The following is a 25,010-nucleotide window of genomic DNA, read 5'->3' as shown; positions in this document are numbered from 1 at the left end:
ATCACATTGGCGTGCCTGGCGGGAGTCGAACCCGCAACCTCTGGATCCGGAGTCCAGCGCTCTATCCGTTTGAGCTACAGGCACAGTAATTTCCCTTCTGGTTTTAGGTAAGCCTTCAATTTGTCGCACATCTTTCCTGCAACGATAATATCAAAAGGTGCAAAGTTTTCCAACTGGTCTGCGTACCTCTCAACATGACAACCAAGCTTGTAGAAAAGATATGCATAATATGGCTCTTCCTGGAGCACTATGCACCGTCTCTTGCAGACAAGTCTTGTATCGGACAGCCCTACAATCAAAATGTTACCTGCCATGTTATTTAATTCATTAACCAGATTATCGCTGACCTTGATCGGTGGAATTATCTCATGAAACTTCATTTTTGAGAACACAAACTTTTCGAATATTTCCGCTGCGCATAATCCATCAATGTTTTCACGATTTTTGAAAATGCTGCTTGTCAGTCTTTCATCGATAAGATAAACCCGTTTTTTAAACCTTCTGTTCAATTTCTCGGCAAATTCGATTGCTTTAAATGTCTGCTGGGAATACCTTCCACTCATAGACAAGGGTAACCCCACTACGAAACAATTAATAAAGGGGATTCTGGAAATCTCAGAAATTACTTTCTTTTTTTCAACGGTCATAATTTTTCTGGCTAATTTCTCGCCTATCGCGAGACCACATCTTGCATCTCCATAATCAACGGCAACAATCATTAAATCACCACATGGACATTTGCCAGAGCTCTGTATATCCCTTTGACTTTTTGTGTCAGCAGTGGTCTGGTAATCTTCGCAAAATACTCTATTTCCAATTCTCTTTCCATCTCTCGTAAAGATTTTTTCGAAAAGTCAATTTTTGTGAGATCTATCATTCCATCCGATATGGCAGCCCCAAGATCATCAAAGATATTTTTAATGATCCTGGCATACGAGAAACTCCCAAAATATCCCTGCCGAACAACATATTCCATAAGCTCGTCCTGACTAACTTTTCGCTCACCTATTTGCAGAATAATTTCCCTCAGAACGCTTCTGGAGGGAAATAGCTCGTTCAATTCATTTTCTCTTTCAACTACATTTTCTTCTGTAAAACACAAATCAAGTAACTGGTCATTGCAATTGTAGGAGATGGCATCCAGAATTTCAAAAAGTGTCAAAGGAGCGTCAAGAATAGCTATTTCTGTTTCCTGGCCAAGTAGCGTGGGTAAACCATCAGTATTTGTGGAGCTGACAAGTTTAACAGGTTTTTTTCTCTTTATATAATTCACGACACCAGCACGATAAGAAGGTTTGAGTGAATGGGAATACATCAATATCTCTTTATTTTTTATGGTCGTCTTAAGTTTTTTATAAAATGACGAGAGTTTTCTCTGGTCTGAGAATAGAAAACAGGATGCATCATTTATTATCAAATCAATTTCATTTGAAGCATCAGTCAAACCGTAACTTGGTTTCAATGACCTCTCATAGGTTACTTCAAAACCAAGTTCATTTGCAAAACTAAGCAATTTTTCCGGATTTTTAACAGTCACAGCGACAAATTTATCACAATTTGATGAAACAAAATCCAAAAATTCTGCTACCTGGCTGTTATTTTGAAACAGAGTAAAAACAGACAGTTCATTTATGAAAAACAGGTCAAATCGTTTCATAACCTCTTCTTTTTCAGCCATAAAATACGACATAGTCATGAACGCGAAATCTTCTGAACCACTTTTGCATAGAGAGTTCAGGTATTCTATTGGCTTTTGAATATGTCTCAAAAGACTCTGGTGAACCTGGGAAGAGATTATATTATTCAGTGAAATCACCGCACATCTGATTTTACTCTTTTCTTTCAACCAGTAATAAAGAGCATTTCTTGTCCTTAAATCAAGAATGAACAGTTTTCCACCTTTAAGTTGTTCAAGTATATGGTTAAGATGTAAGTTTTTTTGAAGTATTTCGATATTTTCAGTTGCCTGGTGTGTATCCTGGTAATCTTTTATTATGGAAAAATCAATAATATTTATGCTGAAAGGATGACGATGATTCCTGATACTGAAAACAATGTCTACTTTGTTGCATTCATAAATTGACTTGTCGAAGGCATGACCTAAACCAAAGCCTATTGCCTCAATTTTAGCACCGTTAACTGTGAAATTCATCTTAACATTTGCGTGATTTTGACCAAAAAATTTGATGGACTCAGCTATCACGTTTCTTGCAACAAAAATCGGCTCATTGTTACCATGGCCAAAGGGCTCCAGTTTTCCTATATCTTTCAATGTTTCTTCATTAATTTGCTCAAGCTGGAGATCCTCATCGATTTCTAACACGTCAGGTACATCTTCAATTGGTATTTCAAAATTTCTTAAAAGTTCAGCGAAATCATCAACGTTGTTTGAATCCAGGCTGAAACCAACAGCGAGGGGATGCCCTCCAAATTCATAAAAATAACTCGATAGTGGCTGAAGCAATTCAATGAGGTTTAGATTCGGTATGCTTCTTGCCGACCCTCTTGCTATACCGTCAGAATTCGATATCACCATAACTGGCTTTCCATACCTGTGAACCAGTCTTGTGGCAACAATCCCTATAACCCCAACGTGCCAGTTATCTCCCTTAACCACAATTATCGGATCTTTATGCAGGCCACGCTCCTCAATTTGCTCTACTGCACGCATGAATATCTCAGATTCTATTTCCTGGCGGGTTGAATTATACTCGAAAAGCAAATTTACAAGCTTCTCAGCAGATGTTTCATCTCGCGAGATCAAAAGTTCAAATGCATCATCTGCTGAATCAAGTCTACCGGCAGCATTTAGTTTTGGTGCAACTCTATAACCAATGTCCCTTGAATCCGGTTCGTTTATACCGAGCCTCTTAAACAGGATTGAAAGACCGGGCTTTCCAGTTCTCTTAAGTTTTTCCAGTCCCGTTTTAACCATAAAACGGTTTTCATCAACCAATTTCACCATATCGGCGATTGTGCCAATCGCCACAAATTCAAGTAAATCGAAAATTTCTTCGATCTGGATATTGAGTTTCTGGGAAATAGCACTGACCACCTTGAAAGCGACACCAACACCCGCAAGATCTTTAAATGGATAATCATCATCTGGACGCTTTGGGTCAACTACTGCAGCGGCGTCTGGTAACTGCTCTCCAACTTCATGATGATCGGTTATCAACACCAGGCAGTTGAATTTCTTTGCAAACTCCACTGCTTCAATTGCAGTTATGCCACAATCTACTGTCAGCACTATTCCTTTGTTGAATTTTTTAAAAAATTGCTCAATAACTGCAGGCTGGATCCCATAACCTTCATCCATTCTCTTTGGAATATAGTAATCTGTAACCCAGCCATACCTGTCTAAAAATTCCTTGTAAACAGCTATACCAGTTATACCATCAGCATCGTAATCACCGTAGATCAGAACAGGTATGTTCTCTTCTCTGGCTTTTAAGAGCAACTCAACGACACGATCCATATCCCTCAACAAAAATGGATCGTGTAGATCAAGAATTGAAGGTTTCAGAAATCTATTCGCAATCTTGGGATCTTCAATACCCCTGTTCACAAGTATTTTCGCAAGAAACAAACTTATACCAGCTTCCTGGCTTAGAAACTCAACCTTCTGCTGGTCAACCTGCTTAATTATCCACCTCACAATCTCCAACTGCCTTTTTATAGTATTACTTATATTAAACCATAAAAATCTACTTTTTTAGAAGAGTATTTTGCTGTGCATAGAAAATATCTTGCAAACTTCTAACAGACAGGGTGGACTTTTTGAGTCTTCTGATAGCAGATACCTCGGCTCTGAAAGCTTCTATTGTGGTTATACAGGGCACTTTGCATTGTATAGCAGCTGTTCTGATTTTATATCCAGCAGTTCTTTCATCATCTGCAAAAGAGTTTTCTGCTTCTCTGTTGATTTCAGCACTCGTCTTACGGTTCGGAGACTGGGTTATAACAATAAATCCTATCTTCCCCTGCCGTATAAGATCAACAACATCTGGTTTCCCTTCTCCAACTTTGAAGACATTTTTAACTGCTATCCCCATTGATCTCAAGATCTTCCCGGTTCCAGCAGTTGCGAATACCTCAAATCCAAGATCATACAAATACGAGACTAAAGGAACAATTTCTCGTTTGTCCCTGTCGTTAACAGTAACAAGCAAAGATTTCGTAGATATGCCATCCGCAGATAACTGTGCCTTTGCAAAAGCTTCAGCAAAATCATCGCCGATTCCCATGACTTCACCTGTAGAACGCATTTCTGGCCCAAGAAGTATATCCACGCCAGAGAATTTGTTAAATGGGATGATTGCTTCCTTTACAGAATAATACTCCGGCCACGGTGTCGGTAGCACACCTGAGCGAGCAGGTTCATATTTCACCAATCTCTCTTTTGTTGAATAAGGCCAGTATCGCAACAAAAGTTGTGACAATTTTTTACCGATAATAGTTTTTGCTGCAATTTTCGCGACAGGTATGCCAATTGCTTTGCTTACAAATGGAATAGTCCTTGAAGCTCTCAAATTTAGTTCAATAACATAAACTTTATCATCTTTCACGGCCAATTGAATATTTGCTGGTCCAATGATTTTAAGGCTTTTTATCAATCTATAAATCAGGTGCTCTATCTTTTCTATCAAATCATCAGATAAACTTACTGGTGGCAGGACACATGCAGAATCGCCTGAATGTATTCCCGCTTTCTCAATTTGTTCCATTAAGCCCGCTATCCAGACATTTTCACCATCAGAGATTACATCGACATCTAATTCCACAGCATTTTCAAGAAATTTATCTATTATCAGGGGGTGATCAGGTGAAATTAGAGATGCATTTGAAATATAACTTAAGAGATCTTTTTTATGATCAACGATGGCCATCGCTCTTCCCCCAAGAACATAACTTGGTCTGATGAGTACTGGAAAACCTATTAATTCTGCAGCTCTCAAAGCTTCTTTGATTGACCTCGCAACTGAAAAAGGAGGAACACTTAAGCCTGATTGTTTAAGAAATTTCGCAAATCTATCTCTGCTTTCTGTAAGATCTATAAGCTCATAATTGGCAGCCAGGATTTTCAAACCTTCTTTTTCCAGAGCTCTCGCTATCCTTAAAGGAGTTTGCCCACCAAACGAGACCACAATTCCATCCGGGTTTTCTATTTTTGCTATCTCAAGGATATCCTCAGTTGTCAGCGGCTCAAAATATAATTTATCCGATATATCGTAATCTGTTGACACAGTTTCAGGATTGGAATTTACCATGATAACTTCATAACCTTCTTCCTGAAAAGCCCATACGGCATGCACATTTGCATAATCAAATTCAATACCCTGGCCAATTCTATTTGGTCCTGATCCCAAAACCATGATCTTTCTTCGTTTTGATGGGATCGTCTCATTTTCCATTCCATTGTATGTTGAATAAAAATAAGGTGTTTTAGCTTCAAATTCAGCAGAGCAAGTATCTACCATCTTGTAGACTGGTGTGACGCCAAGTTTGTGTCTGATCTTTCTTATCTCTTCTTCCTGAACTTTGTAGATCTCTGCCAGCTCTCTGTCAGAAAATCCAAACTCTTTTGCTTTTTTTAACGAGCCGAAGTCTTTAGGTTTTTTCTTGCGAAGAACCTTTTCAAAATTCATTATTTCTTCTATCTCCGTCAAAAACCATTTATTTATAAATGTCAATTCGTGTACTTCATCCACAGACAAGGAGTTTCTGAACGCAGCAAATATGTAAGACATTCTCTCCGAAGTTGGATTGGCAAGATGTTCTCTCATATTACGTAAATCAAGTTTCGGGGCTATATCCAGCTCCAGTGATCTCACAGCCTTTCCAAGTGCTTCTTTAAATGTTCTGCCTATGGACATTACCTCCCCAACTGACTTCATCTGGGTACCCAGCTTCTGTTCGGCACCTGGAAATTTTTCCATCTGGAATCTCGGCATCTTTACAACCACATAATCAATAGACGGTTCAAAAGCCGCCGTTGTTTGCTCCGTTATAGAATTAGGAATCTCATCGAGCCTCAACCCAACCGCAAGTAAAGCCGATATCTTTGCAATCGGATATCCTGTGGCTTTTGAAGCAAGGGCAGATGATCTTGAAACTCTTGGATTCATTTCAATAATGACCAATTTCCCTGTGTACGTATCAACAGCAAACTGTATATTGCACCCACCAGCATCAAACCCTATTGCACTTAACGCTTTACGAGCAGCATTTCTCATGCACTGGTACTCAACATCGGTAAGCGTTTGAGCAGGTGCTACAGTTACCGAGTCTCCAGTATGTATGCCCATGGGGTCAAAATTTTCAATAGAACAGACTACTATGAAATTATCTTCATGATCTTTCATGACTTCAAGCTCATACTCTTTCCAGCCAATCACGGATTTTTCTATCAGCACGGTATGTGCTGGGCTTTCTATTAATCCATTTTCAACAATTGCCTTCAATTCCTGCAAATTATACGCTATTCCCCCTCCGCTGCCTCCAAGCGTAAAACTCGGTCTTATCACCACAGGATAACCGAATTCTCTTACAACATCCATGGCCTCTGTTACACTTGAAACAAGCCTGCTTTCAAGAACTTCCAGACCACAGTTTTTCATTGCCGTTTTAAATTGTTCTCTATCTTCGGCTTTTTCTATAGTATCTGGCTTAACGCCTATAAGCTCAACATCATATTTGCACAAAACACCTTTTTTAAAAAGCTCAACAGCTAAATTCAAGGCTGTCTGCCCACCAAGAGTTGGCAATAAAGCATCTGGACGTTCTTTTTCTATAACAGCTTCCAGAAAATCTATAGTCAATGGTTCTATGTAGACAGCATCAGAAAATTCGGGATCTGTCATTATTGTTGCAGAATTTGAATTAATCACCACAACTCTATACCCCAAAGACTTCAAAGCTTTGATAGCCTGCGCCCCTGAGTAATCAAACTCAGCCGCCTGACCTATAGTTATAGGTCCGGAGCCAATCACAAGTACTTTTTCTATGTCGTCTCTCTTCGGCACAAAATTACCTCCCTGAGATTATGAGCTTGAGAAAATCTTCAAAAAACGATTTCGAATCATGCGGCCCAGGCGATGCCTCGGGATGAAACTGCACAGAAAAGGCTGGATAATCTAAAAGCCTTATTCCCTCCACGGTCATGTCATTCAAAGATAAATGAGTTATCTCAACTCTGCCAAAATCCTCTTTGCTTATACCTATAAGAGTATCCGTATTGATGTTCAAGCTTTTTGGATCAACAGCAAAACCATGATTATGAGTTGTGATTAATACCCTCTTGCTTCTTAAATCTTTCACAGGGTGATTAATCCCCCTGTGGCCAAATTTCATTTTATAAGTCTTTGCACCTATTGCGAGCGCCAGAAGTTGATGCCCCAAGCATATTCCTGCCAGCGGAATTCTTTTCTTCAAAATGTGTTTAATCAGCTCTACTGTTCTGATCAATATTGACGGGTCCCCCGGCCCATTTGAAATCATCACTCCGTCCGGATTCAGTTTTTCAATTTCTTCAAAGCCAATATCGTATGGAACAACTGTTATTGCCACATCAAATTTTTCAAGTTCTCTCAGAATACCTTTTTTACAACCACAGTCAACGATCGCTATCCGGACCTTGCCCTCTTTCTTATAATTCCATACAACTTCCGACGATACTTTGCTTACAAGATCTGTCTTGTTTATCTCTATCACATTCCGTAATTTTTCGCGGAGCGAATCAGGATCCATATTTTCTGTTGAGACAGCACCCATTGCCGTACCTCTGTTTCTTATTTTTTTCGTAAGCGATCGTGTATCAATCCCCTCTATTCCAATTACGCCATTCGTTTTCAAATATTCGCCAAGAGATTTATTTGCCCTCTGGTTGAAATATCTTTGAACTGACCGATAAACCACAAGGCCAGTTACCTTTGCAGAATCAGACTCTGCATCTTCATCATTTATTCCATATATGCCGATTTCTGGATAAGTCATGATAACTATCTGACCTGCATATGAAGGGTCTGTCAATACCTCTTCATAACCTGTTGTTGAGGTGTTGAACACAAGTTCACCAAATACTTCTCCATCAGCAGCAAAAGCCCTGCCATAAAAGAATGTTCCATCTTCAAGTAATAACAGTGCTTTCTTCATTGAATATTTCTCCCTGTGCGGTCAAAACCTTCCAGAACTTCGGCTATTATCTTCAGTGCACTGTCGATTTCCACTTTTTTAACTGTCAGTGGTGGTAACAACCTCACAGTATTCCTTCCCGAAGGGACTGTAAGTAAACCGTGATCAAAACAATTGTTTACAAAATCTCTGCTTGAAATATTTTTAAGTTCTACACCGACCATCAAGCCAGTTCCACGAAGGTCACCGATCAAAGATGGAAAAATCTTCTTTATTCCTTCAAGTTTTTTCATAAGATATCTTCCCTTATCTTCCACTCTTTTTAGAAAACCATCCTTCAATATTTCCCTCATAACAGCTATTCCTGCGCTGCAAGCCAGAGGATTTCCGCCAAATGTGGATCCATGATCACCAGGTTCGAAAACATCTGCTTTATTGCTTGCTACCACGGCTCCTATAGGAACCCCTCCTCCAAGTCCTTTTGCAATTGTCAAAATATCTGGTTTCACACCATATTTCTGGTAAGCAAAAAGTTTTCCGGTTCTTCCCATTCCACATTGAACTTCGTCAAATATCAAAAGCGCTCCGTAATGATCGCATAAAACCCTTGCCGCATTTAAAAAATCATCACTTGCAGGAACTATACCACTTTCACCCTGAATGGGTTCTAAAATAACCGCGCAAACTTCATCATTCATTTTTGATCTGAGAGATTCTTCGCTGTTGAACTCAAAATAGTCGAAACCAGCTACCAGTGGTTTGAAATATTCATGGTATTTTTCCTGACCTGTGGCTGTTAAAGATCCAAATGTTCTTCCGTGAAAGGAATTGACCGCCGAGAGAATCCTAAATTTGGATATGGATTTCTTTTTTCCGTATTTTCGTGATAATTTAATAGCTGCTTCGTTAGCCTCGGTTCCGCTATTTGTGAAAAAAACTTTTCCTTCAAAGGTATTCTCGATCAAAAGCTTTGCAAGCTCTACCTGAGGTTCTGTCCAGTAAAGATTTGAACAATGCACAAGTTTTCTGACCTGGCTTTCGATGGCAGAAACAAGTTTTTTGTGTGAATGTCCAAGGATATTTACGGCTATTCCTGACGAAAAATCGAGAAATGATCTGCCATCCTTATCCCAGACCACAGAGCCTTTTCCATGATCCAGGATAACAGGAAACCTGTTGTAAGTATTCATCAAATAATTGTTTTTCATACCATGCCCTCCCGTCAAATTTCTCTTAGCATTGTTCCAATGCCGTGGAGCGTAAAAATTTCAGTTAAAAGAGCGTGGGGTATTTCTCCATTTACAACATGAACGCTTTTAATTCCCGCCTTTAAAGCATTCACTGCGCACTGTATTTTCGGTATCATTCCTCCTTTAACGACACCTTCTTCGATCAATTTTCTGGCATTCCGGACATCAAGATATGGAATTAATTCTCCATCTTTCATTACACCAGGAACATCGCTTACGAATATCAATTTTTCGGCTTTCAGGGAAATTGCTATCTCAGCGGCGGCAACATCTGCATTTATATTGTAAGTTGTCCCGTCTTCTCCAAATCCAACTGGGCAAATAACTGGTATATAATTCTGAGCAATAAGTTTCTCGATAAACCCACTATTCACTTTTCTTATCTTTCCCACATACCCTATATCTCCATTTGCGATATCTTTTTCACATAAAAGCAAATTGTCATCTTTGCCTGAAACACCAATTGCTCTTCCTCCGTGAAGATTTATTTTCAGGACGATATCTTTATTAATCTTTTCAAGAACCATTTCTGCTATCTGTAAAGTTTTTTCATCAGTTACTCTATACCCATTTTTGAAAAGTGGTTTTATCCCGAGCTGATTCATCAACCGGGTTATTTCGACCCCTCCGCCATGTACAATGATTGGATTTACCTGTACATGTCTCAGAAAAACAATACTCTTTGCAAATGACGTTTTAGCTTCCTCTTTTTCCAGGGCAGCACCCCCAACCTTTACAACAAACGTTTTTTCACGAAATTCTTTCATATACTGAAGTACTTCAAAAAGTATCGCCATATTCTCACTGGTCATGTTTTATACCTCCCGTTTATCTGTATGTATTTTTCTGTCAGATCGCACCCCCAGGCTGTAGCGGAAGAATTACTGGTATTCATGTTTAGAAGCAAAAAAATTTCTCTTGAACTTAAAACCCTTCTGAGATTCTCCTCATTAAACGCCTGCGACTTGCCTTTTTCGAAAACACATATTTCTTCTTTCCCATCAGAAATGTGAAGGTCCACCATTTCCAGGCTAAAAAATGTTTGAGAACTGCCGGCGGCCGCGATGATTCTGCCCCAATTTGTATCTGCACCGTGTATAGCCGTTTTCACAAGATTGGATGAGCAAATTGATCTTGCAACTTTTTTCGCTGTAGCTTCATCTGGAGCATTGGCAACTCTGACTTCGATAACTTTCGAAGCCCCTTCTCCGTCTGAAACTATTTTCTTGGCAAGTTCAGTATTAATCTCGTCAAGGGCACGTGAAAATTTGTCATAAGCGGCGGTTTTCTCTTTTATTTCTACATTCGCAGCTCCATTACAGAACATTAAAACCATATCATTTGTGCTCATATCTCCATCGACATCGATCATGTTATATGTTTTATCAATGGATTTTTTTAGTAATTCTTTCAGGGTATAAAATGGTATTTTTGCATCAGTGAATATAAACGCGAGCATTGTAGATAAGTTAGGATGAATCATTCCTGACCCTTTTGCAATCCCAAGTAAGATTACTTCCTGCGGGACATTAATCTTTCTGAAACTGATCTTCACTGTTGTATCAGTTGTCATGATAGCTTCCGCAAAAGATATAACATCACTGTCAAGTTTTTTCACAGCTGCATCTATGCCGTATTCTACTTTCTCCATAGGTAACTGGATTCCTATTATCCCTGTAGAAGCAACAAGAACACTCCTGGAGTCAATATGCAGCTTTTGTGCTGTTATTTTAGCCATTTTGAACGCATTTTGCAAACCTTCCTCACCAGTACACGAATTGGCAATTTTGCTGTTGACAATCAGCGCTCTTATGTTTTCAGAATTTTCTTTAAGAACCTGAATATTATGCAAAACTGGAGCAGCTTTAATTGCATTTGTAGTGAAAAATCCCGATGTCACACACTCTTTTTCTGAATATGCCAAGGCGATATCTTTTCTGTACCTTTTTATCCCACAATGCAACCCGGAGAATTTGAATCCCTTAGGAATATTCATTTGTTGTAACCTCCTTGTTATGGATAAACCGTAAAGGTCAATCCTGTGTCTTCTCTCAAAGAAAAAAGTATGTTCATATTCTGAATAGCCTGACCGGATGCCCCTTTGACAAGATTATCCAGTACAGATATCAATACAGCTGTATCTGTTCTTTCGTCCTTTTTCATTGATATAAAAACGTGGTTTGAACCATATGACCATTTTGTTGACGGGTAAATGGCTGGCTTTAGTACATGAACAAAGTACTCATCTCTGTAAAATTCACTGTATAGTCCATAAAGTTCGTCAGCACTCAATCTTGTTTTTAGATAAATTGTGCTCAATATACCCCTGACCATTGGAACAAGATGTGGAGCAAATATGACAGTAACTTCGCTGTGATAGATTTTTTTCATCTGCTCCTGTATCTCAGGAACATGCTTGTGGTTTATGACACTGTAAGGTTTTAAGCTACCATCGATTTCACAAAAAGAATATGCGAGCTCCTCTTTTTTACCAGCACCAGATACGCCTGATTTAGAATCCACAATTATTTCACCGTTCACCAGCAGTTTTCTTTTCAAAATTGGGGCAGTTGCGAGAAGTATACTCGTTGGATAGCATCCCGGATTTCCTATAAAACGCGATTCTTTTATTTCTGATCTGTAAAGTTCAGGCAGGCCGTAAACTCTTTTTATCAACCCATAATCTTGCAATGTTCTGCCATACCACTTTTCATACAGCGATGGATCATCAAATCTCAAATCTGCTCCCAGATCTATTATTTTCAGGTTCTCATCTCTCAAACTCTTCACTATGTCATAACTGATACCTGCCGGTAGGGCTGTAAAAACTACATCGCAATTTGCTTTTATTTCTTTCACATCAATCTTGCTAAGCAAAATGTCGATCTCTGCGAACGGGTATATATCTTTCATGGACTGTCCTGAAAAATTGTTTGACGAGAGATAGGTTATTTTCACCTGTGGGTGATTTTTGAGCATTCTCAATAACTCTAACCCTGTATAACCTGTTGCACCAAGAATTCCTACTCTTATTTTCATTTCCTGTCACTTCCGTACTTTTCAGCAACAACTCTGTAAGCATCTCTGAAAGACATTCCTTTTTCCATCAATAAGCGATACACTTCCTGAGTGGCCATAACTTCTTCGGTGAGACTTTCTTTACATTTATTGCCATTTACCTGAATTTTTTCAAAAATCCTGCACGTGACCCGCAGCATATCTTTAATATCTTTGAAAGTCTCCAGCACGGTTATTTTCAACAGTTGCATATCTCGATGATAACCGCTTATCAAATTCATTGAAATCAACGCAGATTCCAGAGCTTTCGATATTATCCTGCTATGATACGCCCTTACAAGTTCTACAGGATCTGGATTCATCTTCTGGGGCATTATTGAACTTCCTGTACACAGGTTTTCTGGAATAATCAGATATCCGATATCTGGTAGAGAGAAGAAAATAATATCGCTGGCAAACCTATTCAAATCGTAACTGACCTGCGACAAACAGTGCAATATAAGATAATCAAATTTTGCTCTGCTGTTTTGAGAATAAATGGGATTTCGCTGCACTTTTGAAAAACCGAGCCTATTAGCTATATAATTTCTGTCTATTTTGATAGGAACTCCATAACCGGCACCTGTACCAAGTGGAGATTGATCTATCAGTCTGATTGTAAGATTTATCATGATCTCATCGTCTTTCAAAGCATCACAAAGTGCCATGCCCCACATTCTGAAATTGGCTGGCATAGCTTTTCTTGTATGCGTGAAACCGGCAAATTTTATATGTCCATACTTTTTTGCAAAATTTCTCAAAACAGACCTCAAGCCTTTTAAATGCCGGCATACATCTTTTAATTCATCTTTATACAGGAGCCTGAGGGCAGTCAAAACCTGATCGTTTCTCGATCGAGCCGTGTGTATTTTTTTCCCAGCTTCTCCAAGTTTTTGAACGAGAAAGTTTTCTATGGCGGTATGGCTGTCCTCTTCTTCCGGGTCGATACAAAATTTTCCTGATTCCACAAGAGTCAGAAGTTCCTCAAGTGCCTCTTTTATTTTTATGAACTCATGCCTTTCCAAATACCCCATTTTCTCGAGCATCTCTGCGTGAACAATAGAGGCTTTCACATCATATTTAATCAATTTCATATCAACCAGATAATCTTCACCAACTGTGAACTCTTCTATTAATGAATCAAGGTCATACCCCTTTTCCCATAATTTCGGCATCGATTATCCCCCTTCTCCACCCAAATGGATCTCTGCTCCTGAGCACAAGATTGTGGGCTCTCAATCTCAAAGCATGAATGTTTATGAATCCCTTTGAGTCTGTAGCATCAAAACCGCCGTCAACATCCATACTTGAAAGTGATTGATCATAAAGTGATGTCGGGGAAAAGCGAGAGACAGGTACGACATTGCCCTTATAAATGATTAAATTAACTTTTCCTTCAATTCCTTCCTGAGATTTTCTGAAAGCTGATAGTAAGAAATCCATTTCAGGAGAAAACCAGAAACCGTTGTATATCAACTCCGAAAATTTAACAGACAGCATGTCTCGTAAATGCATTACTTCCTTGTCCATAGCAATACCTTCCAGATCTCTGTGGGCAATCCAGAGTATCGTTGCTCCGGGTGTTTCATAAATTCCCCTTGATTTTATTCCTATGAACCTGTTTTCAACCATATCAACTCTTCCTACTCCATATTTCGATCCAATGCGATTTAGATACTCAAAGAGTTCAAGAGGATCTTCTTTTGTACTCCCGTCATTCAGATTAACTACTTTTACTGGAAGTCCACTGCGAAAATGAAGTTCCAGAAAAACCTCCTCATCCGGGGCATTTTTGGGAGAATTTGTCCAGCTGAAAACATCTTCCCCGGCAATATAGAGAGGATCTTCAAGCTTTCCCCCTTCGTGAGATATATGCATTAAATTTTCGTCTTCACTGTAAGGCTTTTCAATAGTTGCTCTGGTCAGTATACATTTCTGTTTTGCATAGGCGAGTAAGTCTGTTCTTCCCTTGAATAATTTCAGAAACTCAATATCTTTCCATGGAGAAAGTACCTTCAAAAATGGATTCAATGCTGCATAAGTAAGCTCAAATCTCACCTGATCATTACCTTTTCCGGTTGCACCATGCGCAACAAAAGCTGCATTTTCTTTTTCAGCTATTTCGACTTGTTTTTTTGCTATAAGCGGTCTGGAAAGAGCAGTGCCAAGAAGATATCTGCCTTCATACAGAGCATTCCCCATAAGCGCAGGAAAAACAAATTCCGTGACAAACTCTCGCCTCAGATCCTCTACATACACCTTAGAAGCGCCTGTTGATAGTGCCTTGCACTCAATCGCTTTAAAATCTTCTTTCTGCCCAAGATTTGCAACAAACGCTATTACTTCAAACCCTTTCTCCGAAAGCCACTTTAAAATAACCGATGTGTCCAATCCTCCACTGTAGGCAAGAATCACTTTTTTCATAACTCCCCTCCTCAAAAGATCTGTAAAAAAAAACGGCCATATCAATTTTGATATGGCCGCGTTGTGCAGAAAGCACGAATGAACTAAGTGCGCGCAAACACACCGCGGCATATAGTCCGCTTCCGCTGAATTTTATTCAATATTACTGTAATTATTGCGTTCATTTTCATGTTCCCCCACAATTTTCAGATATTTTTCAAATTATGCCAGCTTTGCGAAAAATTGTCAAGATCTTATAAAGGCATTTTTCGTTTATGCATACAAATTATTCATCTTTCCAGTTACGAAAAAAGCTTTTCAAACCTTTATACAAGTCTCTGAACCTGTAATAAAACTTATCATACTCTTTTTTGTTTTCAAGCGACGGTTTTACAGAAGTTTTCAATTTGAACCAGCGTCTCGCAATTTGATCTGGGCTTGATGAAGAAAAACCAGAGCATGCAAGCATAGCTGCTCCATAAGATGCACCTTCATTAATCAAGGGTTTTTGGATTTCGCGCGACAGCAAATCTGCTATCATAATATTCCAGACATCACTCCTTGCTCCTCCCCCTGTTGTCCTGATATTTTTCACACTGGTATTCAGTTCTTCAATGACTTCGAAGCAATCCCTGATACCAAAAGCCACTCCTTCAAATATAGCTCTTACAAAATCCCATTTACTGTTGTAAGAAGAAATGCCAAAAAAAACACCTTTTGCATAAGGGTCTTTATGCGGGCTCCTTTCGCCATTCAGGTATGGCAGAAATATAACGCCGTTAGATCCTATAGGAACCTTCATAACTTGACGATTTATTACCTCATAATCCTCTTTCAAAAATCGATGCTTAAACCACTCAAGAGAATAGGCAGCTGATAGCATCACACCCATATGATACATGGTACGAGGCACAACATGCGCGAAGAAATGCACTCTTCCATAAGGGTCAGGTACTTTGCTCCCGGTGGGCGCAACTACAGTACCTGAAGTTCCAAGACTTATCATTACATCTCCAGGATCTATCACCGAAACCCCCAGAGCAGCACAGGCGTTATCTGCTCCACCAGCAACCACTGCTACTTCTTCATCGAGATTAAGCATTTTCACCAGATTTTCTCTTACCTTTCCGATCATTTCATTCGACTCAAGAATATCCGGGAGAAATTTCTTTGAAATACCGAAAGCATCCAGAATCTGATCGCTCCATCGTCCTTCAGAAACGCTGTACAACATTGTTCCTGAAGCGTCTGAATGTTCTGTTGCAATGATCCCGGTGAGCATATAATTTATGAAATCTTTTGGCAAGAGCACTTTATATATCTTTCCATACACATCCGGCTCATTTTTTCTCAACCACAGGATCTTTGGCAAAGTAAATCCCGGAAGGATTGAATTTCCGACTATCTTTAGTGTTTTTTCTTCTCCTCCAAGCAAACTCTCGGCTTCTTTACACTCTTCATAAGTTCTCTGGTCACACCAGAGTATGGCGTTTCTCAACACCTCGCCGTTTTTTCCTATAGCAACCAGACTGTGCATCTGCCCACTGGTAGAAATTGCTCTTATCCTTCCGCCGGCTTCTTTCGATCTTTCCGATAAATTTTTCAAAACTTTCAAAACTGCTTTCCACCAGTTTAAAGGATCCTGTTCTGACCAACCTGGCTTTGGCGTTTGTATGGTTAAATGTCCGCTTTGAATATCTATGATTTTTCCATTTTCATCGACAAGAACTCCTTTCACACCTGTTGTTCCTACATCAAGCCCAACATATAAATTCATCTGCCTGTTTACCTCCCGCTTTGCTTCAGCTTTCCAGAAGCGTAATACATGATTTCTTCCTGTGAGACTTTTTTACTTTTGTTGTCCAGAATAGCTGTAATTTCACCTTCCCACATCACAACAATTCTATCGCTCAAGTTTAGTATCTCCGGAAGTTCGGAGGAAATCATTAGTATGGTTTTCCCCTGTGCAGCTAATTCTCTTATCATTCTATGTATCTCAGCTTTGGTTGCTACATCTATTCCCCTTGTTGGTTCATCAAATATCAATATGTCGGCATTCGTTGCAAGCCATTTTGCAAGGACTATCTTTTGCTGATTTCCACCGGAAAGATTCTCAGTAATCTGATATACAGATGGAGTCTTTATTGAAAGTTTTTTTACAAAATTTTCCGCTATCATTTTTTCTTTTCTTTCATTCAAAATCCAACCGTGGTTGCTAATAGCAGATAAAGAAGGAAGGACCATGTTGTCTTTCACTGTCAATTTTAAAACAAGCCCCTGAAGCTTTCTATCTTCTGGCACCAGACCAATTCCAAGTTTGGTTGCGTCAAGAGGTCTTTCTATGTTCACTTTGTTTCCCTTGATAAAAATTTCACCGTCTTCTTTTTTATTTATCCCGAAAATCAGAAGCATTGTCTCAGTTCTGCCAGCACCAACGAGACCTGCAAACCCAAGAATTTCTCCTTTTCGAACCTGAAAAGAAACATTTTTCACCCTGTTCTTCCACCTTAAATTCTTGACCTTTAGAACCACCTCGCCCGGTGAAACTTCCGTTCCATGGGGAAAAAATTCAACTTCCCTTCCTACCATGAGTTTTATGACGGTATCCATATCAAATTCCGCTCTTTTGAGTTCTCCCACTTTTTTTCCATCTCTCATAACGATCACTCTATCACTGATTTTCGCAACTTCATCTAACCTGTGCGAAACAAAAACAACTGATATTCCCCTATCCTTTAACATATGAATAATTTCGAACAATCTCTCTGTTTCTTCAACAGTTAATGAAGAAGTTGGTTCGTCCATAAAGATGATCCTGGGTTCTTTGATCAGCGCCTTGCAAATCTCGACCATCTGTCTCTGCGCAGTGGTCAATTCTCTTACAAGAGTATTAGAAGAAAAACGAGCCCCTGTGAGATTAAGAAGTTCTTCTGATTTTCTTCGCATGTAATTTTCATCAAGCCTGCTGCTTAAGCTCCTCCTTTTTCCCCTTATGGCTTCAAAGGCGAGAAATATGTTCTCTGCTACTGTTAAATTTTCACAAAGGTTCAGTTCTTGATGGATAGCACTTATACCTTTTATGAAAGCGTCAAAAGGTGAATGAAACTCTACTTTTTCACCATTAAAAAAAATTTCTCCACTGTCAGGTTTCAAGATTCCTGAAAGAACTTTTATAAGTGTCGATTTACCCGCACCATTCTCCCCTACAATAGATACTATTTCATTTTCACCCACTTCAAAATCAACATCGTCAACCGCCAGAACACCCGGAAAACTTTTAATGATGTTTCTTGCTTGCAAAAGCTGCAAAATTACCACCTCTGATAAACTGTGGAGGGGAGAGGGAGAGCTCCCCTCCATTTTTAGAATTTGATAGGTATTCCCAGTTTTTCCATGGTTTCCAGATAGTCACTAAGATTTTGCGGCGTTACTATATCAACACCTGTGTCAATTACGTAATCGGTTATTCCTTCTACCTCAATTTTCGGTAACATGGCGAGAGTATTCTGAACACCTGTCTTGCTCATCAGGTACAGCGTTACTACAGAGAGATAGCCCATCATGTAAGGTCTCTGCCCCATTGTTGCTTGAATTACTCCTTCTTTTACATACTGGAGAATATCGGTTGTAGTGTCGAAACACACTATTTTTATTTTTCCGGCTTTTCCAGCATTCTTCACAACAAGAGCCTGGCTGGGTCCATTGTAGGCATAAACTCCAAAAAAAGCATCGAGATCGGGATGAGCATTCAAGGCAGATTCTGCGAGCGAGACAGCCCTGGCACCATCTTCTTCGTCATTCAATGTGTCTAATATTTGTATCTCTGTCCCGGCTATTGCATCTTTGAAACCCTGAATTCTCTGAAGAGAGTTCATAGCGGTGAGAGATCCCGTCCCAATGACTATTTTCCCCCTGCCATTGAGCAGCTCTCTCATTATGAGCCCGGCGCTATAGCCTGCTTGGTAATTATCCGTTCCTATATAAACATACCTTCCGCTCTCTGGAGAGTCTGTATCAAGAGTTATAACTGGAATACCTGCTTCAAGTGCTTTTTTTATCGTTGGCATCACTGCTGTAGGGTCAGAAGGAGCAATGGCGATACCATCGAATCTCTGAGCAATGAACGACTCCAGCATTTGAAGCTGTGCGTTGATGTCTTCTTTTTGCGGTACAAAAAACCTGGTATCCACCCCAAGGGCTTTTCCAGCCGCTTTTACACCCTGTTCTACTTGAGACCAGTATGGATGAACAGATTTTCCTATAACTCCTATTGTCATGGCTAAGGACACGACCGCCAAAACAACCGTCAACAACACTGCCAGCAGTTTTCTCATACTATTCCCTCCCCCTTAAAAAAGTTACTTACTCACAAATCTTCTTCGAACAATATCCAAAGTAACCGCTACAACAATAACAATTCCTATGACAACGTTGTGCCAGTAAGTGGAGACGTTAAGAAGGACCAGCGCGTTCCAGAGCAAACTGATAATGCTGGCACCAATAATTGCTCCCAGGACACTCCCCTCGCCACCTGTTAGGCTTGTCCCGCCAATCACTGTAGATGCAATTGCATAAAGTTCATACATGCTACCAACACCGGGCTGCCCTTGAGAAAGCCTTGCAGCAACTATTACTCCAACCAACCCTGCCAAAAAGCCAGAAACCATAAAAGCAATTGTTCTAACCGCATCCACATTCACACCAGAAAATCTTGCGGCAATCTCATTACCGCCTGAAGCCCTCAAGTGCTTTCCATACACTGTTTTTCTGAGAAAAAAATCAGCAATCAGAGTCACTCCAATCAAAATCCAAACTGGCACTGGAATCTTTAAAAAATCAGCCTGACCGATTTTCAAAAATGAACCTGGCAGGTTTATCACAGGCCATCCTCTGGTGATAACAGCAGCCATACCGCGTGCAATGGTAAGAGTGCCGAGGGTGATTATAAATGCAGGTACCTTAAGTTTTGTGACAAATACTCCATGCCATGCACCTATTCCCAGTGAGAACAGAAGGATCAGGAACAGGGAAATCCACACTGAAACCCCATGGGTCATGAGCCATGCCACCATGACACCGGTTAAAGCCACCACAGATCCTGGAGAGAGATCTATAGCACCTCCACCGGAAATGATGACAAATGTTTCACCTATGGCTAAAAGGCCAAATATAGCAATCTGTCTTCCCAAAGCTTGAAGATTAAAAGCTGTCAGAAAACGCGGATTCAGTACAGTGGTAAAAATAGCAAGGCTCATAAGGGCTACAAGTGGCCCAAGTTCTTTAAAACTTCTCTGTTTTTTTCCTGCTATCAAGGTTTTCTCCCCCTCAAGAACAACCATTGATTCTGACCCCACCTGAGAATTTTCTCTATGATGCCCCTGGGTAGCAAGTATCTGCAAGGTATACCGTTGATCTCAAAGAAATCTGCCGCAGGCATGAACAAATGTCAGCAATCTCTGTTAAATGCATTACTAAAATATAAATCGATAGTCATCGGATATTATTTCTTTCCCCGAAAAATTGTAATCTCAAGTTTTCATAAAATCAAATTCAATTTTTCGAGACTTTCGGCTGTATTCTTATAAGGTTGCCCGAGTTCAGTTGTAATCTTTTTGTTTCTCTTTCTTTTTGCTTTATTTGCGCAAACTCTATGAAAACCACATTCAAATGAACTCTATAGTTTCTATTTGACTTTTTCGATGATGTCTTCAATTGCCAGAATTGCTGCACCAACAAGGTTTGAACTGACAGTTTCAAAAATCGTTGGTCTGATTTTCAATTGCTTTACAGCATCTCTAAGTGCTCTTCTTTTAACCTCTGATTCTATAGAGTTAAAGAAATACTCACCCAAATCCTGAACTTCGCCGCCAAGAATTATGAGCTGGGGATTTAAAACATTCACTATGTTTACAATTCCAACAGCTATATTTTTTGCAAATTCTTCAAAAAATTTCTTGTTGCCTGTTTTTTTCTTCAATGATGCGAATTTTTCTATGGCATTTTTTCCTTGCAATTCTCCTCTGTAGTTTTCTATCGCCCAGTTTATAGATGTAACCAGTTCCCAGCACCCTTTGTTGGAACAATGGCATTTTTTATCTGAGTGTATATCAACAGTCATATGCCCTGCTTCGCCGGCTGTGAAAGATGAGCCTCGATAGATTTTTCCATCTAAAAGCACGCCTGTTCCAACACCCTCTCTAATCACTATAAAAACGGCTTCTTTAACTTCTTTCAAATCTTTTGAATGATATTTTTCCGCCATCATTGACAAATTAGCTTCGTTGTCTGCAAGGACAGGTACATCTACATCGAGAAGATCATTTATCAATACATCCTGCCAGCAGAGATTTGGAGCCAGAAGGATTCTGTTTTCAAGCATATTCACCATGCCAGGTATAGACAAAGAGATCCTTGTTATCCTGTATTCTTTCTTTAACCTCAGATATATCTCTTCAACCTTTGCAAAAAAATCTTCCGGCCGCCTTGGCGTCTCGAAAGATCCACTCAGACTAACTTTGCCGTTGAAGTAGCCCAGACCAAAGGTAGTTACATTCACCCCTAAATCAAACACGAGACTTATAGAAGCGTCTTTGTTCAAGTCGAGCAAAGTTCTTCTTCGGCCTGGAGAATTTTTACCTATGGTACCTCTTTCTTTCACATAACCTTCATCGATCAATTCTTTTGTCAATCTGGTGACACTGCTGGGTGTGAGGTCGGTGATTTCTGAAATCTCAGCGCGCGAAATGGGATGGTTGTCATGTATCAGTTTGAGTATATTTTGCTTGTTCAAAACCTTTATTCTTGGCGAATTGTACTTCAATGCCTCTCCCTCCTTAGGTATGGTTCACTCTCTCATAGAAATTGTTTTTTTCACAAATTTCAATTTTTCCAGTGTATGGAAGGAACCACCGCCTTCATGGTTGTTGTATGGGTAAATTCTAATATCTTTCTCACCAGCGTAATAATTGTAAGCGGCAAAAACTGTTGAAGGTGGGCAAATGTCGTCCATGAGTCCCACCGAAAACAAAGCAGGGCATTTTGCACGAGCTGCAAAATTGACGCCGTCAAAATAAGAGAGGGTTCTGAATACTGTTTGGATTTTGTCAATGTGAGTTTTGCAATATCTCGTAATTTCTGCATAGGGCATTGAATCTGTTATCTGAACTGCTCTTTTGTAATGACACAGAAAGGGAACATCACAAAGTAGAGCCATGACCTTTGAAGACAATGCACTCACAGCCAAAGCTATTCCACCACCCTGGCTTGCACCTGATAATATTATGGTTTGTGAATCTATTTGTTCAAGTTGGCTGATAGTTTCAACAGCCATAAATGCATCCATAAAAACTCTCCTGTAATAATAAGTTTCCGGGTTCAGTACTCCTTTTGTCAGAAAGCCTGGATATTGTGGATCTGAAGGATTATCTTCATAATCTGGTGTATCACCCTTCATCCAGTTGCTACCTTGTCCTCTCGTGTCCATTATGAAATGTGCGTATCCTGCCGCACTCCAAAGCAGCCAGTCATATGGAAATCCTCTTCCTCCTCCATAACCAACAAATTCAACTACGCAGGGTAATTTCCCATTTCTGAATTTTGGCAAAATCAACCATCCTTTTATCTTCTGACCTCTGTAACCAGAGAAAGTCACATCAAAAGTCTCAACATTCTGCAAATAAAAATCCACTTTTTTGAGAATTGGTTCTTGAAAATATCCCCTTGTTTCATGGATTGTTTGTTTCCAGAAATCATCGAAATCCTTTTCTTCGTACCTCTGTGGCAGATATTTTCTCAAATCTTCCAATGGCATATCAAAATAGACCATCATATTACCTCCACATCACTGAAGAATTTCCTGTTTTTTCCAAGCTTTCTTTTCTTTCCAGTGATTTCAAATTCTCCAAAGCATCTTATATCAGTTGAAGAGCTTCCTATCATGGCTTTAAAGACACCAGGTTCAACAACTAATTCCATACCTCTATCATAGTAGGCAAGTACATCGGTATGGATCTTGAAAACGGTTGTTCTACTTTCTCCTGGTTTAAGGGTGATTCTCTTGAAACCCTTCAATTCTTTTATGGGTCTTGTGACAGACGCATGCTCTCTTGTCAAATATAGTTGAACTACCTCATCACCTTCTACTTCGCCTGAATTTTTCACATCGACCTTTATCGTCACCTGTCCATCTGATGGAATCTTTTGCGGTTCTATAACGAGATTTGAAAATTCAAATTTGGTGTAAGAGAGACCATGACCAAAGCTGAATAGTGGCTCCACCAATTCATCGACGTAATCTTTGTGCCAGTGTGATCTTCCTCCTGATGGCTTCACATCGTGATAAACAGGAATCTGTCCAGCGCTCCTTGGAAAACTTATTGGCAACTTTCCGCCTGGATTGACTTTTCCAAACAGAACATCAACTAATGCCATGCCCCCTACCTCACCGGGCAACCACATTTCAATTATCGCGTTCACTCTGCTCACTATGTTTTTCAAAGAATATGGTCTACCAGTTACGAGGACCAAAACTATTGGCTTTCCACACTTTGCAATTTCAAGAACCAGCTCTTCCTGAACACCCGGTAATTTCAGATTGGCACTGTCTCTTGATTCACCACTTGTACAATCCTCAGTTAAACCCGATCTATCCCCAACAACCACAACAGCGATATCTGCATTTTTTACCGCGTGTAATGCCTCTGAAAAACCCTCGGTAGAACTGTTTAGAATATCACATCCAATGGCATGTGTGAATATTACACCCTCAGCTTTCATAGAATCAAGTATACTTGGTATTTTCTCGATGCTCTCATTGATCACTTTCTCCACATTCTTGAGGTTGAATTTCGGCGCATTAAAAGTTGTCTGGTTGACACTATCGAGTAGTACTTTTATGTGAGCCAGATATGCATAATCGCCCAGAAGATTTCTTACCTCAGATGCATTTGGACCTACAAGGGCTATTTTCGCATCTTTTTTCAACGGGAGAATGCCATCATTTTTGAGTAATACGATAGATTTTCTTGCTATCTCAGTTGCTATACTGTAATGCTTTTTCAATTCAATTTTTTCTACATCAACATAAGGTTTGTCAAAGAGTCCGAGCATGAATTTTATCTGTAATACCCTCGATGTGGCCTGGTTGACGGTGCTTTCTGATATTAATCCCTGTTCAACCAATTCCCTTATAGTTGTGTAACAATCTGCCTTTGGTAGTTCAACATCTATACCAGCCTGCAAGGCATATTTTGCTGCCTCTTTTTTGTCTTTCGCTAATCTGTGGTATTCTCTGAGCATATCTATTGCAAAATAATCTGACACAACTATGCCACTGAATCCCCAATTTTTTCTCAGTACACCAGTGAAGAGCTCTTTTGAAGAGGCACAGGGAATGCCATCTATTTCACTGTAGGAGTTCATAACCGACATAACACTGGCTTCTTTCACAGCTGCTTCGAATGGAAACATAAATATTTCGCGCAGCTCTCTTTCTGGAATGTTTGTGGGCGCCCAGTTTTTTCCACCCTCGGACGCGCCATATCCCACAAAATGTTTTGCAGTCGCTATCACACCATTTTTGATGTCTTTGCCTTGAAGACCTATGATATATGAAACACCCATTTTTGCAACAAGATAAGCAGATTCCCCAAAACTTTCTTCTGTTCTACCCCATCTGGGGTCTCTTACAACATCCAACACCGGCGCAAGTCCTTGATGTATCCCCATTTGTCTCATGTCCTCACGAATAGTACTCGTCATTTTCTCGATCAATTCAGGATCCCACGTACTGGCCATGGCTATCGCCTGAGGGAAATTTGTTGCACCAAGGCCCATATAGCCAGTTAAACACTCCTCGTGCATGATAGCAGGTATACCGAGTCTTGTTTGCTCAATCAAATATTTTTGTATCTGATTGATCAATCTTGCAACCTCTTTTGCAGACAGATTAGTAGCACCACCGGGTCTTGTGATCTGTCCTATTCCATTTTTCAATAAAGCTTCCGCCTTCTCATTTGAAAAATTTCCTTGGTCATCTAAAAGCTCGTAACTCCAGACAGAACCAAGTTGAGCCACTTTCTCATCCAGAGTCATTCTTGAAAGTAAATCCTTAACCCTTATATCTACAGGTAAAGAAGCGTTTTTATAAGCTGGAACTTTCGGCATATC

At 39.8% G+C, this 25,010-nt stretch carries 17 protein-coding genes and 1 tRNA gene; all 18 read right to left on the bottom strand.

Going from position 1 to position 25,010, the window contains the following annotated elements:
• Positions 1-7: 7 nt before the first annotated feature.
• Positions 8-84: transfer RNA gene (locus TEL01S_RS01815), tRNA-Arg, on the bottom strand.
• Positions 75-719: a RuvX/YqgF family protein gene (locus tag TEL01S_RS10820; protein WP_012002420.1), complete on the bottom strand. Its 645-nt coding sequence runs from the start codon at positions 717-719 to the stop codon at positions 75-77. Before TEL01S_RS10820 ends, TEL01S_RS01815 begins: the two co-directional genes overlap by 10 nt.
• The gene (gene recJ, locus TEL01S_RS01810) at positions 719-3,658 is read right to left on the bottom strand and encodes a single-stranded-DNA-specific exonuclease RecJ (RefSeq protein WP_028843443.1); all 2,940 of its coding nucleotides are present in this window, start codon (positions 3,656-3,658) and stop codon (positions 719-721) included. The genes TEL01S_RS10820 and recJ overlap by 1 nt, the downstream gene beginning before the upstream one ends.
• A gap of 49 nt (positions 3,659-3,707) precedes the next feature.
• Positions 3,708-7,025 carry a carbamoyl-phosphate synthase large subunit gene (carB, locus tag TEL01S_RS01805; RefSeq protein WP_012002418.1) on the bottom strand — a complete coding sequence of 1,106 codons (3,318 nt, stop codon included), beginning with the start codon at positions 7,023-7,025 and terminating at the stop codon, positions 3,708-3,710.
• A gap of 4 nt (positions 7,026-7,029) precedes the next feature.
• Positions 7,030-8,154 (bottom strand): glutamine-hydrolyzing carbamoyl-phosphate synthase small subunit, encoded by a 1,125-nt coding sequence (gene carA / locus TEL01S_RS01800; protein ID WP_012002417.1) that lies wholly within the window; start codon positions 8,152-8,154, stop codon positions 7,030-7,032.
• Positions 8,151-9,341 carry an acetylornithine transaminase gene (locus tag TEL01S_RS01795; RefSeq protein WP_012002416.1) on the bottom strand — a complete coding sequence of 397 codons (1,191 nt, stop codon included), beginning with the start codon at positions 9,339-9,341 and terminating at the stop codon, positions 8,151-8,153. Before TEL01S_RS01795 ends, carA begins: the two co-directional genes overlap by 4 nt.
• 14 nt (positions 9,342-9,355) lie before the next feature.
• Positions 9,356-10,195: an acetylglutamate kinase gene (gene argB, locus TEL01S_RS01790; protein ID WP_012002415.1), complete on the bottom strand. Its 840-nt coding sequence runs from the start codon at positions 10,193-10,195 to the stop codon at positions 9,356-9,358.
• Positions 10,192-11,379: a bifunctional glutamate N-acetyltransferase/amino-acid acetyltransferase ArgJ gene (gene argJ, locus TEL01S_RS01785; RefSeq protein WP_012002414.1), complete on the bottom strand. Its 1,188-nt coding sequence runs from the start codon at positions 11,377-11,379 to the stop codon at positions 10,192-10,194. Before argJ ends, argB begins: the two co-directional genes overlap by 4 nt.
• 17 nt (positions 11,380-11,396) lie before the next feature.
• The gene (argC, locus tag TEL01S_RS01780; protein ID WP_012002413.1) at positions 11,397-12,422 is read right to left on the bottom strand and encodes an N-acetyl-gamma-glutamyl-phosphate reductase; all 1,026 of its coding nucleotides are present in this window, start codon (positions 12,420-12,422) and stop codon (positions 11,397-11,399) included.
• Positions 12,419-13,615 (bottom strand): argininosuccinate lyase, encoded by a 1,197-nt coding sequence (gene argH / locus TEL01S_RS01775; protein ID WP_012002412.1) that lies wholly within the window; start codon positions 13,613-13,615, stop codon positions 12,419-12,421. The genes argC and argH overlap by 4 nt, the downstream gene beginning before the upstream one ends.
• The gene (locus tag TEL01S_RS01770; RefSeq protein ID WP_012002411.1) at positions 13,587-14,864 is read right to left on the bottom strand and encodes an argininosuccinate synthase; all 1,278 of its coding nucleotides are present in this window, start codon (positions 14,862-14,864) and stop codon (positions 13,587-13,589) included. The genes argH and TEL01S_RS01770 overlap by 29 nt, the downstream gene beginning before the upstream one ends.
• A gap of 265 nt (positions 14,865-15,129) precedes the next feature.
• Complete coding sequence (gene xylB, locus TEL01S_RS01765; RefSeq protein WP_028843444.1) at positions 15,130-16,620, bottom strand: xylulokinase; 1,491 nt, start codon at positions 16,618-16,620, stop codon at positions 15,130-15,132.
• 8 nt (positions 16,621-16,628) lie between these two features.
• Entirely contained in the window at positions 16,629-18,152 is a 1,524-nt protein-coding gene (locus tag TEL01S_RS01760; protein WP_028843445.1) for a sugar ABC transporter ATP-binding protein, read from the bottom strand.
• A 53-nt stretch (positions 18,153-18,205) separates the two neighbouring features.
• Positions 18,206-19,177 (bottom strand): sugar-binding protein, encoded by a 972-nt coding sequence (locus tag TEL01S_RS01755; protein ID WP_028843446.1) that lies wholly within the window; start codon positions 19,175-19,177, stop codon positions 18,206-18,208.
• A gap of 24 nt (positions 19,178-19,201) precedes the next feature.
• Complete coding sequence (locus TEL01S_RS01750; RefSeq protein ID WP_232504368.1) at positions 19,202-20,182, bottom strand: ABC transporter permease; 981 nt, start codon at positions 20,180-20,182, stop codon at positions 19,202-19,204.
• 344 nt (positions 20,183-20,526) lie between these two features.
• Positions 20,527-21,663 (bottom strand): ROK family transcriptional regulator, encoded by a 1,137-nt coding sequence (locus tag TEL01S_RS01745; protein WP_012002406.1) that lies wholly within the window; start codon positions 21,661-21,663, stop codon positions 20,527-20,529.
• Positions 21,664-21,687: 24 nt separating this feature from the next.
• Positions 21,688-22,671: an acetylxylan esterase gene (locus tag TEL01S_RS01740; protein WP_269764066.1), complete on the bottom strand. Its 984-nt coding sequence runs from the start codon at positions 22,669-22,671 to the stop codon at positions 21,688-21,690.
• The gene (locus TEL01S_RS01735; RefSeq protein WP_012002404.1) at positions 22,668-25,007 is read right to left on the bottom strand and encodes a glycoside hydrolase family 3 N-terminal domain-containing protein; all 2,340 of its coding nucleotides are present in this window, start codon (positions 25,005-25,007) and stop codon (positions 22,668-22,670) included. Before TEL01S_RS01735 ends, TEL01S_RS01740 begins: the two co-directional genes overlap by 4 nt.
• Positions 25,008-25,010 lie beyond the last annotated feature (3 nt).

It is taken from the genome of Pseudothermotoga elfii DSM 9442 = NBRC 107921, assembly GCF_000504085.1.
GTDB classification, from domain to species: domain Bacteria; phylum Thermotogota; class Thermotogae; order Thermotogales; family DSM-5069; genus Pseudothermotoga_B; species Pseudothermotoga_B elfii.
The sequence above is the reverse complement of the archived record's forward strand: the minus strand, read 5'-3'. Positions and strand labels throughout refer to the sequence as shown.